Source organism: Lysinibacillus sp. UGB7, assembly GCF_049058285.1.
Classification (GTDB): domain Bacteria; phylum Bacillota; class Bacilli; order Bacillales_A; family Planococcaceae; genus Lysinibacillus; species Lysinibacillus sphaericus_B.
The window spans coordinates 65006-77386 of sequence record NZ_JBMGUV010000003.1 but is presented as its reverse complement, the minus strand read 5'-3'; the positions used below and the strand labels follow the sequence as shown (position 1 = coordinate 77386).

Sequence of the window (12381 nt, the reverse complement as noted above, 5' to 3'; positions counted from 1 at the left end):
GTCTAAGCAAATCGAGTATTTTGGGCAATTTTTCTCTCATTCTATGGAAGTTTTGTTCTTCTTGTGACGTTTTTCATCTAATCGAGTTAGTAATATACGCCTAATTATTGCAATATTTTGGAACAAACGTACGCCAAAAGCAAAAATGGCTGCTAAATACAAGTCCACACCTAAATTCACACCTAAGAAGGCAAGCCCTGCTGCCAGAACTATATTAAAAAAGAAACCTGATACAAATACTTTATCATCATAGACTTGCTGTAATTGGGCACGTATACCGCCAAATAATGTATCTAACGCTGCCAAAACTGCTATTGAAAGATAATTTTCATAAATAGAGGGTATCTGGATATTTGTTAACAAGCCCAAGGCAAGTCCAAATGCCAAACCTAAAAATGGTAGCCACATAAATTAATCTCCTTTTTTGCCCTCTGTTAAATAATCGTTTGTCAATGAATGATCGAATGCCGGGATTGTTAAATATTCAATTGGCTCCTCTATTACTAAATTAAAATTATCTAAATAAAAGGAGTCGATAAATGTGGAAGCTTGAATTGAGTTATACATTTTCTGCGCTTCCTTAAAAGAAGTTGTCCCAACATAAATCTCGAATGGTGGTGAGGTTAGTGGAACACTATTCACCGTAGTTTTTCCATTTATGTCTCGAATGGCTGTTGTATGTACAATGCGGTTACCATCTATGGCAACACTTGTAGCATCGTATTTAAACAAGGCATTCAATAATTGAGTAAGTAAATCAGGAGAGATTTCTTCGAGGTCATAGCCCATTGCTACTAATTCCGGCGCTGGTTTGACGCGAAGTATCACACCTGGTCCTGTGACTTCTGTTAGTCCTGCTTGTTGTTTTAAACTATCCAAAGTTTCATTTAAAATAGATTGTAAATTTGCTTTTTCAGATTGCTCATAGCGACCCACTACATCATTAAGTGAGCGAATATCTGCTAATAATGTGGAATGCCTTTTTTTCTCTTCTGCTAATTCTTCTCGTATGGCCCAAATATCTCGTGTATCTCGCTCAGCTGGTTTTTGAATGGTATTGTACTGTACCGCTATCATCAAACCGATAATAAATAGCACGATCGTTATTCGGGTGTACATATTTTTTTTCAAAATAGCCCCTCCTAGACGTATCGTAATTAACACCTCGGCGTCATCGCCTCCAAACTTGTGCAAGGAGCTGTCACAGCGACGGAAGGCTTGTCCTAAATCAGGATATAGTTAACTTTCTATTTTTACATTTGGCATTGTTAGTTTTTGATTTTCTTCTAGTGACACAATAATATTGTCCTTTAACAGCTGATCTACTACGCCACCACTTAAGTTTAAGGAGGCACTGAGTGTTGCTGAGTCTCCTACTGCCTCAATAACAAAAGGCGCTGGGTGCTGCTTACCATCAATCGTAATAACAGGTCCATTACAGCGAATATAAGAATTTGCTATAATGCGCTGTCCGTTAATAGCTATTGCCTGTGCACCAGAGATTTTCAGTTCATTTAGCAGCTTAAACACATGACTTTCATGCACGATATAATCATTAGGATTGACAGACTTAGGATCATAATCACCATCTTGAAGGGTAATACGTATTCCTTTCCCTTCTGAATCTAAATCTCCTAGTAATAAACGTAAATCTTCTGCTTGTTCAACAAGCTGCTTATAATTTTTTTCACTAGATGCGAATTCTTTTTCATATTTGCGTATTTTCTCTTGTAAAGCACTTGCCTCTTCTGTAAGCTCTTTATTGCGTTCTTGCTGTTCAATTAACTCCTCACGATACGAATCTTCTTGCTCATAAAGTTGTGAATTAATGGCACTGGATTCCCGATTATCCCTTGCCTGGTTGTAGGAATAGCCGATGATAAAGCCTGTTGTCACGCAAACGATGAGCAGCTCAAATTGTTTTCTTGAAAAGAAGTTTCCTTTGCTATTCGTTTTCTTGTTGTTCATCTTCTGTCACTTCCTGGTTGGCCGTTTCTCCATCTGGATTTTCCATGTCTATACTTACTTGGTTGTACTCATCATTAAAAGAACGATAATACGAGCCGACCTCTAAATCGATAATACCTTTTTCTAAATTTGCAATTTGCGCTACGATTGAAGGGTAATGGTTTAGCTTTTCAGCTAATGTCTGAATAACTGCGCGTACCTCATAGCCATCATTCATATAAAGCTTGACAGCATTTGGATTCGTCTCATTACCATTCGTATTTACTTGAGAAATTAAGGCTAAAACTTCTGGTTTTAAGCGTGCAAACTGCTCTACAAGCTTGTTAATAGTTTTTTCTCCAGTTATGCCTATAAAGACAGGTGCATCAATCGGAATGCTGTCTTCAGCCTGCTCAAAACGCTTACCATTCTCAAGTAATGGATAATAGGTACCATCACCAGCTAAGTACGCAACTTTTTTCCATTCCTTTATATCAATCGTTACGCCTCGTAGCCAATTACGCTTAACATGCGCCTCTTGTACCCATTTATCCTTCCGTAAAGCCTCTTCTACATCTCCTACTTTAAAGCTCCACATCGACTTCCCAGGCGCAAGGTTACTAGTCTGTAAGTAATATTGCTCTTCTGCTAGTTGTGCACCATTAACCGTGATTTTTTTGATATCACTGTAAGGAGATTGAAAATAAAGGAGTACTGCTAGTACTAAAAAGAAAAGTAATATCAGCACTATAAATTTGCGATTCGTACGCTTTTTTCGTCGCTTTTTAAGCGTAGGTATGCGATCTTCTATATCAATTACTTTCTCCAAAAAAGTACTCCTCCTTTATATTTATTTCGCTAATTGATAAATAATACCTATTATTAACCACATTGTTACTAAAGATGTCCCGCCGTAGCTAATAAAGGGTAATGTGACACCCGTTACAGGGACCAAACCAATCACTACTGCTATATTTAAAAATGCTTGCACAGTTAACATCGTCACAAGTCCAATAATTGCATAATAGGACGTTCTGTTCTTAGCCTGTACAGCAAATTTATAGCCTGCATATATTGTCAAGATAAATAAGGCTAAAATAACGAGCCCACCAAGTAAGCCAACTTCTTCTAAAATAATCGCATAAATAAAGTCATTTTGCGGCTCAGGTAAATATAAAAATTTTTGTCTACTCTGGCCAAAACCATGTCCAAAAATACCTGCTGGCCCAATCGCCATTAATGATTGCACCGCCTGAAAGCCACTGCCTAAAGGATCTACCCAGGGGTCAATAAATGCTTCAATGCGCTTTAACCTGTATGGTGCCGTGACTATTAAAATAGCTAATCCGGCAATACCCGCTACCATAAACATCGCATATAGCTTCAGTGGGTACCCAGCTACAAAAAATAATAAGAACACGGAAACAACAAGTATAAATACCGAACCAAAATCCGGTTGCAGCATAATAAGTACAACAGGTAATAACAAGATTAATCCATGCCGCCAATTAACAATCGGCGTACCTGTTTTATGTTGCGCTAATATATGACTCATGTATACAAGGACTGTAATTTTCGTCAACTCTGCAGGTTGTATCGTTAATGGGCCTAAACCAATCCAACTTTGAGAACCGTTTCTTACCAGTCCAATACCAGGAATAAGAACAAGGACCAGTAAAACCAATGAAAATATATAGGCCATTTTCCAAAAGGACTGCTCCCGCAGAATATTTAAACGAATGGTAATTAGAAACACTACAATGCCTACGACAAAGTATATACTTTGCTTCATATAAAACGGCATTTTTCCACTATAATGAATGGCACTCCAATAAGTGCCTGCAGAATAGACGAAAATAATGCCGATTACTGATAGCATCAATGTTGTGACAAGCAATAAATAGCTTTCTTTCCCTCTCAGTAATGCCATCCTTCCAAGTCAAGTATATTCTAAAATAGTTACAGGCTCATTACAGCTTCATTACAGCATCAATAAAAACGTCACCTCGTATTTCAAAGCTGTCATATTGATCCCAACTTGCACAAGCTGGTGATAGTAGAATCACATCACCCTCTGCAGACATCGGTGCTGCGTAATGCACCGCATCCTCTACGTTCTGAGCAATAACAGTGTGTTGCACACCACATGATTTCGCAAATTCTACAAAGCGTAAGCCTGTTTCACCAAATGCAACGACACCTTTCACATGGTTCATGCAAGGGCGTAACTCTTCAAATGAATGACCACGGTCTAAGCCACCTGCTAGTAAAATGACAGGTGCCTGAAATGCATCCAAGGCACTTTTCGTTGCTAAGCAGTTTGTTGCTTTGGAGTCATTGTAAATCTTCCGGCCGTTCCATTCACGGACATATTGCGTACGGTGACGCACGCCACCAAAGTTCGCTAAAACTTCTTTCATTTTCTCTTTTTCACAGCCAACTAATAGACAAGCTGCTATGGCTGCTAAAATATTTTCTAAGTTGTGCTTACCAGGAAGAGCGATATTCGCTCGTTCCATATACGGCTCGCCTTGCCAATAGATTGTTGTATCATCTGCACTAATACCTTCATGTGCATACCCTCTTGAAGTAAATGGCACTTTCTTTGCATTTGATTTTGTAGCATAGCCAACTACAATTGGTTGATCGGCATTATAGATGAAATAATCGCTTTCATCCTGATTACGTGTTACCCCAAACTTTGCCTCTGCATAATTATCAAAAGTGCCATGATAATCAAGATGTGCATCGTAAAGATTTGTTAAAATAGCAATTTTCGGCTTGTATGTTTTCGTTCCCATCAGTTGGAAAGAAGAAAGTTCAGTGACAATCACATTATCTTTCTCCGCTTCCCTTGCTACTCCACATGCGACTGTCCCAATATTCCCTGCAATTAACGGTTTTTTTGCACCATTCTCTAGCATTTCAAAAATCAATGTCGTTGTTGTCGTTTTACCATTCGATCCGGTAATACCAATAAACGGTGCATCACTAATTAAGTACGCCAACTCTATTTCTGTCCATACAGGAATATCACGGCTTAGTGCGTCTGCGACAATTTTATTGCTATAAGGAATTCCTGGATTTTTCACGACCAGTTCAAAACCTTCATCGAGTAAATCTTCTGGATGGCGTCCACAAATAACCGTAATGCCTTTTTGCAATAAGCCTTGTGCGTCTGGGCTTTCATCAAACGGCTTCGAATCATTAACCGTCACAAAGGCTCCAAGCTCATGTAAAATCTCAGCTGCTGCTACGCCACTTTTTGCTAGACCTAGAACAAGAATTTTTTTATGTTGTAAATCTGTATAGTTTTTCATAAGAACGCCTCCGATAAAACTGCAATCAATGCCACTGCTAAAGCAGTTGACCAAAAAACAAGTACTACCTTCCATTCCGACCAACCAGATAATTCAAAATGATGGTGAATAGGACTCATTTTAAAAATACGTTTTTTGCGAAGTTTAAAGCTCCCCACCTGTAAAATAACAGATAATGTTTCAATCACAAATACTAATCCAACTAATACGAGTAAAAACTCTTCCTTTACTAAAACAGAAACCATTGCAAGAGCTCCGCCAAGCGCTAATGAACCCGTATCTCCCATAAACACTTTCGCTGGATTTGCGTTAAACAGTAAAAATCCAAGTAGGGCACCCGTCACTGCAAATGTGAATAAGGCAACGTCTGCTTGATTCTGGAATAAAGCAATAACGCCAAATGCAGCAAATGCAATAGATGCTGTTCCTGCCACAAGTCCGTCTAGTCCATCCGTTAAGTTTACTGCATTTGAAAATCCGACTAACCAGAAAATTAAAAAGGCTACATAGAAAATACCAAGATCAATTGTCCAGTCTGTAAATGGAATAGCCAGTGTTGTGTCAAAAGAACCAACATGCAATAAGAAATAAGCAAGGATGGCAATAACAATTTGACCTATTAGTTTTTGAATCGAGGTTAATCCTAAATTACGTTTAAAAATCACCTTTAAACCATCGTCTAGGAAGCCTATCAATCCAAACCCCACTAATACGAGTAAGAGGACCACGGTTTGAGTCGTGAATAAATCTAAAAAGCTACCAATCCCCATAGTTGTGAGAATAATGGCCATTAAGAAGATAAGGCCCCCCATTGTCGGTGTCCCAGCCTTTTTCATATGGGATTTTGGCCCTTCTTCACGAATACTTTGCCCAAACTTCAGTCGACGAAGAAGCGGAATACTAATTGGTGCCAGGATAACTGTTACTATAAAAGCAATAGCTAAAATGGTAAGCGTTGTTGCGAGTTTCATTGAAAAATCTCCTTTAAATCTCGTTTCCCTTTCTTCATTAAGAAAAAAGTACAAACTTTCATATATTTATTACTACCCTTCATAATAATAGTGGTTCTTTCCCTTTTTTTAAAGGTAAAGTTACATTAGTTCTCTAAATATAAATGTATGGTGCCATCTTGTTCGATAACACTATCCACTTCAGGTAATTGACTACCAATTTTAGCCCCTTCCCCGTGCCATTCAATACGAAATGGGTAATGTTGCTTGGCAATATCATCCTTTGTCTGACCTATAAAACTTGGTACCTTTACAGTAATTGGGTCACCCCATCGATAATCTTTTTCAAGCTGTTCCTTCGATTTTTCAATACCCACAAAAGGTGCAACATCCTCAATAATTTGACCAACAATTGGTGCTGCCACAACACCACCGAATTGCGTCGTTTTCTTCGGGTTATCTACTGCTACATAGACAACAATTTGTGGATTATCCGCTGGTGCAAAGCCTATGAAAGATACGATATATTCGCCATCCTTATAACGACCATTTTCTACTTTTTGTGCTGTACCCGTTTTGCCTCCAATGCGAAGGCCATCTCGATAAGCCTGGCGCCCTGAACCTTTGGCAACAACAGACTCTAGCGCACCACGTACCTTTGCCGATGTTTCTTCACGAATAACCTGTCTTTTCACGATTGGTTCGGTTTCTTTTATAACTTCCCCAGTAGTCGGATTAAAAACCTTTTTCACAACATATGGCGTATAAAGCTTGCCCCCATTCACTGCAGCGGCAACTGCTTGCACCTGTTGGATTGGTGTTACGGCTACTCCTTGCCCGAATGAAGTCGTTGCCTGCTCTACTGGACCAAATGCTTCTTTTGAAAATAATATGCCTGATGCTTCCCCAGCAATATTCGAACCCGTTTTTTCACCAAAGCCAAAATCTTTAACATATTGAAGTAGTTTTTCATTACCGATACGCTGGCCTAATTCAATAAAACCTGGGTTACAAGAGTTTTCTACCACTTCAAGAAAAGTTTCATGTCCATGACCTTCACGTTTCCAACAGCGCAGCCTAGCTCCCGCAACCATGGTATAACCAGGATCGTAAAAAGTATCACGTTCTAAATCCACTACATTTTCCTCTAGTGCCGCACTGAGTGTTATAATTTTGAACGTAGAACCTGGTTCATAAGTCATCCAAACTGGTAAATTCTGATTATAGATAGCTGGTTCAACTAATTGGTACTGTGCTGGATGAAAGGTTGGATACGAGGATAATGCTAATATTTCTCCTGTGTTGGGATCCATCGCAATAGCCATCGCTTGGTCAGCTTCATAGCGTTCCATTGCCTGTGACAATTCTCGTTCAACCACCTGTTGTACATCCACATCAATCGTTAGTTCGATCGTGGCACCGTCTTCTCCAGACTTCCATGCGCTCGCTACATTAGGTAAGTTATTACCTCTAGCATCTGTAAAAAGCCGTATAGCAGAGGAATTTGCCTGTAAGAACTTATCGTATTCATATTCAATACCTGCTAGCCCTTGCGCATCATAGCCTGTAAAACCAATAAAACGTGACAATAACGTACCATAAGGATAGTCCCTTGAATAATCTACACCACTATATAATCCTTCAATTTGCATACCTTGTAATGTAACGGCTTTCTCATAAGAAATATTTTTGCCTTCAGGTGCCAATTTTACTAAGTATACTTTTTTATTCATTTTTTCCAATAGTTTTTGTTCATCTACTTCAAGCACTTGGGCTATTTTTGCTGCGGCACCTTCAATATCATTACTTTGAGAAGGCATAAAATATAAAGTAGGTGCTAACTTATTCGTCACAATACTTTTACCGTCTCGGTCCGTAATATGTCCCCGCTCATTCGCAAATGGAATTTCACGATCCCAGTTTTCTTCTGCTTTTTTTGTCAGTTCCTTTTGATCGAACACCTGCAAAAACAACAGTCGGATGATAATTGCTACTGCCATCAACATAAACAATACATATAAAATACGTAAACGCTTTTTTGAATGGATTGAAATCCACTTCATTCGACATCACACCTTGTTTTTTACAACGTATGAAATAAAGTGGACTTCTATTCAGTATCTATTCATCCTCTATTTGTTCAACTTCTCCTTCGGATGACGCTTCTACGTCTTTCACAAAGCTTTCAGCAGGTGTTTTCAGTTTCACGACAATCGGTGCACTATCTGAAATCACTGTACCTGCCGATACACTTTGACTAGCAGCAAAGCCCTCTCCGACAACCTCAATTTGTAGACCTGACATTGATTTGAACACAAGTACATTTCGCAACGACCAATTCGTAAAGTTTGGCAATGTAGTATCACCTGCTGTTTTTAAGAATACAGTGCTACCGTTTACAAGTTTTTGTTTACCCTTTGGATATTGCTCGATAATTTTACCACCAGCGCCTACAATTACCGGTTGCAAGCCGTCATTCGCTAGCTCCACCTGAACTGCTTTTGTGTCTTTCCCAGTATAATCTTGAATATTTACATGATTAACATGCTGAACATCCTGAGGATTAATGTTTAAATGTTTTAAACTGTTTTGCATAACTGGCTTAAATATTTTTGAGACTGGTACAGAACCAAGCTCACCCTTAAGCTTAGGTTTTGTTACCGATACATACATAATAAGCTGTGGATCATCTACTGGTGCCATGCCTAAAAATGAATACAGGAACTCATTTGCCCCCCATGAATATTCACCATTGGCCTTAGGAATTTGGGCAGTACCCGTTTTCCCTGCGACTTGATATTCATCGAGCACAAAATCCTTTGCTGTCCCGTATTTTGACGTTAATGTAGAAGCGAGTATTTCACGTACTTGCTTCGCTGTGTCGGCTGAAACTGGTTGTCCCTTTTCAACTGGCTCATGATTTTGGATCGTTTTCCCTGTTGTTGAGTCAACAATACGATCAATGACGTAGGGCTGCATCATCGTTCCGTCATTCGCAATCGCTGTCATTGCTTGAATAAGTTGAATCGGTGTTACCGTTGAACCTTGACCATAAGTTGTTGTAACACGTTGTATTGGATACTGAGATAATATAGTTCCTGTTGCTTCATTCGGTAAATCAATACCTGTTTTTTTACCAAAACCAAATCTGTCTAGGTACTCAAGGAAATTATCGTCACCAATTTTCTTTAAAAGATTAGCCATCGCTGTATTAGATGAGCGTTGGAAACCTTCCAAATAAGTAATCCAATCCCAACCATATTGATTATGATCTCGGATAGTTCGGTCAAGGATTGTATACGAGCCTGATTTATAGTACTCATTTGGATCCCATGTCCCAGTATCAATAGCCGAAGCTAGTGTGAACGTTTTCATCGTCGAACCTGGCTCAATCGTTTCTTCAATAACCTCATTCAGCCATTTCATATTTTTACCGTCACGTGTATCAGGATTAAATGTAGGTCGCTGAGACATCGCCAAGATTTTCCCTGTTTTGGACTCTGCAATAACAGCTGTCATTGATTCAGGATTATATTCCTGTTCAACTTGAGTCATCGCTTCCTCTAAAAAACTTTGAATTGTTTTATCAATCGTTAAAAAGATGTCGTCACCATCTTTTGCTGGTGTCACCATCTTCTCACTGGTAGGCAATAAATAACTAAAAGCATCTGTTTGGTACTTCACTTTGCCGTTTTCCCCAGTTAGCTCTTTGTCATACGTATATTCAAGTCCCATTTTGCCTTTAGTTGTTATTGAGCCGTCTTCTTTATCCTCTTTTATTGCAAAACCGATTAAATGTGAGGCAAAAACACCGTTTGGATAATAGCGTTTTAAATCACTGACAAATAAAATTCCAGGTAATTTTTCATCTTTAAGTTTGCTCATGACTTCATGGTTAATACCACGTCCTGCACTACCAAACTCAACTTGGTAAGGCTTTTCGCCATCAGGCTTCAATTTTGTCAGCTGTTTGTATATTGCCTGTTCATCCATCGGAATGTACTCTGCTAAAACTTTAGCAGTCTTTTCCGCATCAACGACATGACGAGGTTTCTCAGGATTCGGAGACGCACTCTCATTTACAACTGCTATTAAACGATAGCTCAGCGTATCTTCGGCAATCGTTTGTCCATTTCTATCATAAATTTTCCCGCGACTCGCAGTAATCGCACTCTCTTTTCCATATTTAGCTGCTGCCTTTGCCGCAAGTGCTTGTCCCTCTGCTTCCCCCGTCGCTTGTAATGTAACCATTCTAGTGAATAATAGGAAAAAGAGCCCTCCATAAAAAATCAATAATAGAAAGGCTCCCCATTGGAATCGAAATTTCTTTTTTTTCATTTTCCCGGCACTACCTTTACATTTTTCTCATTTTGAGTTAAACCGAGTTCTTGTGCTTTTTTCCATATGTTTTCATATGTAGAAAGTTCACTTACACGCACTGTTAAGTCAACATTCTGTCTCGCAATTTCATCTGCCTCTGCTTCTATTTTTTGAATGTCCATGCTTGTTGTTTGTATAGCTGCTTGATTATTTAATACTAGTACGGCTAGTACAGCAACAATGCTAACTAGGACGATTAGCATTGTCTTTTCAAACTTCTGTTTCGTTTTTTTACGACGTATGATAGTGGGTTGTGGACTAGGTGGTGTTATCGGTTGTTGCACATGTTGCTGCTGGTGCTGCCTTACACGAACTGCTGCCATTTACTCACGCCCTTTGTCGTTAATTTTCTCCACCACTCTAAGTTTCGCTGAACGCGCACGGTTGTTTACTTCTAATTCTTCATCAGAAGGGACAATCGGTTTTCTCGTTACAAGCTTTAAGATTGGCTTCATGTCTTCTGGAATTACAGGTAAATTCGGTGGTAATTCCGGTAATGATGACGCTTCCTTAAAAATAGTCTTGCATAGGCGGTCCTCCAATGAATGGAACGTAATGACACTGATGCGTCCACCTACGTTAATCATATCAATCGCATCGACTAGTGAGTCCTCTGCTGCGCCTAGCTCATCATTGACAGCAATTCGAATTGCTTGAAATATACGCTTTGCAGGATGTCCACCTTTACGGCGAGCCGCTGCTGGAATACCCTCTTTAATAAGTTCTACAAGCTGTCCTGTTGTTTCAATCGGTGCCGTTTTACGTGCCTCTTCGATTTTACGAGCAACTTGTTTTGAAAACTTTTCTTCTCCATAGCGGAAGAAGATACGAACTAAATCTTCGTATGCCCATTCATTGACAACATGAAATGCTGAAAGCGTTGCCGTTTGATCCATGCGCATATCGAGCGGTGCATCATGATGATAACTAAAACCGCGCTCTGGCGTATCTAATTGTGGAGAAGAGACGCCAAGATCATATAAAATACCATCTACTTCTTCAATACCAAGTGCTAGTAATTCTTCTTTTAAATAACGGAAATTCGAATGTACAAATGTAACACGCTCTAAATAGGGCGCTAATCGAACTTTCGCATTGTCAATAGCGATCGTATCTTGATCAAAGCAAATGAGACGACCTTTATCTGATAATTGTTGTACTAAATATTCACTGTGCCCTGCTCCGCCAAGCGTACAGTCCACATATACACCATCAGGATCGAGGTTCAACCCATCAACAGTTTCTTTTAATAACACGGTTGTATGATCGAACATACCACTCGCTCCCCTCAGGCCTTAACTTCTTTCAATTAACGTATAAACGTTCCAATACAAAAATTAAAAATCAAAGCCAATCATATTTTCTGCAATTTCATTAAAAGATTGTTCAGACTCATTAAAGTAAGTTTCCCAAGCATCTTTTGCCCATATCTCAATTCGATTCGAAACGCCTAACACAACACATTCTTTCACTAAGTGTGCATGCTGTACGAGGGTTGAAGGAATATTAATACGTCCTTGCTTGTCTATCTCAACTTCTGTCGCACCGGAAAAGAAGAATCTTGCAAATGCACGGGTATCCTTCTTCGTCATCGGTAAACCTTTTAATTTTTCTTCGAGTTTTCGCCATTCATCCATAGGATAGCCAAACAAACAATTATCAAGACCGCGTGTTACAACAAACGTTTCACCTAAGGTTTCACGAAATTTTGCGGGCACGATTAATCGTCCTTTCGCATCAACAGAGTGTTGATATTCTCCCATGAACATGCTATTCACCCCACT

The 12381-nt window shown here is 39.2% G+C and carries 12 protein-coding genes; all 12 read right to left on the bottom strand.

What is annotated here, in order from left to right:
- Positions 1 to 36: 36 nt before the first annotated feature.
- The 12 genes from ACOMCU_RS04255 to mraZ all read right to left on the bottom strand — a co-directional run bounded on the left by ACOMCU_RS04255 (position 37) and on the right by mraZ (position 12366).
- A complete protein-coding gene (locus ACOMCU_RS04255; protein WP_010858337.1) occupies positions 37 to 408 on the bottom strand; it encodes a small basic family protein in 372 nt (123 codons plus the stop codon).
- A 3-nt stretch (positions 409 to 411) separates the two neighbouring features.
- The gene (locus ACOMCU_RS04250; RefSeq protein WP_010858336.1) at positions 412 to 1131 is read right to left on the bottom strand and encodes a DUF881 domain-containing protein; all 720 of its coding nucleotides are present in this window, start codon (positions 1129 to 1131) and stop codon (positions 412 to 414) included.
- Positions 1132 to 1239: 108 nt separating this feature from the next.
- On the bottom strand, positions 1240 to 1968 hold the full coding sequence (locus ACOMCU_RS04245; RefSeq protein WP_010858335.1) for a DUF881 domain-containing protein: 729 nt from the start codon (positions 1966 to 1968) through the stop codon (positions 1240 to 1242).
- Positions 1946 to 2776 carry a cell division protein FtsQ/DivIB gene (locus tag ACOMCU_RS04240; RefSeq protein ID WP_421049523.1) on the bottom strand — a complete coding sequence of 277 codons (831 nt, stop codon included), beginning with the start codon at positions 2774 to 2776 and terminating at the stop codon, positions 1946 to 1948. Before ACOMCU_RS04240 ends, ACOMCU_RS04245 begins: the two co-directional genes overlap by 23 nt.
- A gap of 21 nt (positions 2777 to 2797) precedes the next feature.
- Positions 2798 to 3877: a putative lipid II flippase FtsW gene (ftsW, locus tag ACOMCU_RS04235; protein ID WP_010858333.1), complete on the bottom strand. Its 1080-nt coding sequence runs from the start codon at positions 3875 to 3877 to the stop codon at positions 2798 to 2800.
- Positions 3878 to 3917: 40 nt separating this feature from the next.
- Entirely contained in the window at positions 3918 to 5267 is a 1350-nt protein-coding gene (murD, locus tag ACOMCU_RS04230) for a UDP-N-acetylmuramoyl-L-alanine--D-glutamate ligase (protein WP_010858332.1), read from the bottom strand.
- Positions 5264 to 6238, bottom strand: a complete 975-nt coding sequence (gene mraY, locus ACOMCU_RS04225) for a phospho-N-acetylmuramoyl-pentapeptide-transferase (RefSeq protein ID WP_010858331.1) — start codon at positions 6236 to 6238, stop codon at positions 5264 to 5266. The genes murD and mraY overlap by 4 nt, the downstream gene beginning before the upstream one ends.
- Positions 6239 to 6363: 125 nt before the next feature.
- A complete protein-coding gene (locus ACOMCU_RS04220) occupies positions 6364 to 8280 on the bottom strand; it encodes a stage V sporulation protein D (RefSeq protein ID WP_421049522.1) in 1917 nt (638 codons plus the stop codon).
- 58 nt (positions 8281 to 8338) lie between these two features.
- Positions 8339 to 10555 carry a penicillin-binding protein gene (locus ACOMCU_RS04215; protein ID WP_421049521.1) on the bottom strand — a complete coding sequence of 739 codons (2217 nt, stop codon included), beginning with the start codon at positions 10553 to 10555 and terminating at the stop codon, positions 8339 to 8341.
- The gene (gene ftsL2 / locus ACOMCU_RS04210; protein WP_010858328.1) at positions 10552 to 10920 is read right to left on the bottom strand and encodes a cell division protein FtsL; all 369 of its coding nucleotides are present in this window, start codon (positions 10918 to 10920) and stop codon (positions 10552 to 10554) included. The genes ACOMCU_RS04215 and ftsL2 overlap by 4 nt, the downstream gene beginning before the upstream one ends.
- Positions 10921 to 11871: a 16S rRNA (cytosine(1402)-N(4))-methyltransferase RsmH gene (gene rsmH / locus ACOMCU_RS04205; protein WP_219364873.1), complete on the bottom strand. Its 951-nt coding sequence runs from the start codon at positions 11869 to 11871 to the stop codon at positions 10921 to 10923.
- Positions 11872 to 11934: 63 nt separating this feature from the next.
- Entirely contained in the window at positions 11935 to 12366 is a 432-nt protein-coding gene (gene mraZ, locus ACOMCU_RS04200; protein WP_421049520.1) for a division/cell wall cluster transcriptional repressor MraZ, read from the bottom strand.
- Positions 12367 to 12381 lie beyond the last annotated feature (15 nt).

What these genes read in the sequence shown, in the direction of transcription:
- mraY (WP_010858331.1), bottom strand. Translation starts at nt 6,238, where the DNA reads ATGAAACTCGCAACAACGCTTACCATTTTAGCTATTGCTTTTATAGTA.
- murD (WP_010858332.1), bottom strand. Translation starts at nt 5,267, where the DNA reads ATGAAAAACTATACAGATTTACAACATAAAAAAATTCTTGTTCTAGGT.
- ACOMCU_RS04220 (WP_421049522.1), bottom strand. Translation starts at nt 8,280, where the DNA reads ATGAAGTGGATTTCAATCCATTCAAAAAAGCGTTTACGTATTTTATAT.
- rsmH (WP_219364873.1), bottom strand. Translation starts at nt 11,871, where the DNA reads ATGTTCGATCATACAACCGTGTTATTAAAAGAAACTGTTGATGGGTTG.
- mraZ (WP_421049520.1), bottom strand. Translation starts at nt 12,366, where the DNA reads ATGTTCATGGGAGAATATCAACACTCTGTTGATGCGAAAGGACGATTA.
- ftsL2 (WP_010858328.1), bottom strand. Translation starts at nt 10,920, where the DNA reads ATGGCAGCAGTTCGTGTAAGGCAGCACCAGCAGCAACATGTGCAACAA.
- ftsW (WP_010858333.1), bottom strand. Translation starts at nt 3,877, where the DNA reads ATGGCATTACTGAGAGGGAAAGAAAGCTATTTATTGCTTGTCACAACA.
- ACOMCU_RS04215 (WP_421049521.1), bottom strand. Translation starts at nt 10,555, where the DNA reads ATGAAAAAAAAGAAATTTCGATTCCAATGGGGAGCCTTTCTATTATTG.
- ACOMCU_RS04245 (WP_010858335.1), bottom strand. Translation starts at nt 1,968, where the DNA reads ATGAACAACAAGAAAACGAATAGCAAAGGAAACTTCTTTTCAAGAAAA.
- ACOMCU_RS04255 (WP_010858337.1), bottom strand. Translation starts at nt 408, where the DNA reads ATGTGGCTACCATTTTTAGGTTTGGCATTTGGACTTGCCTTGGGCTTG.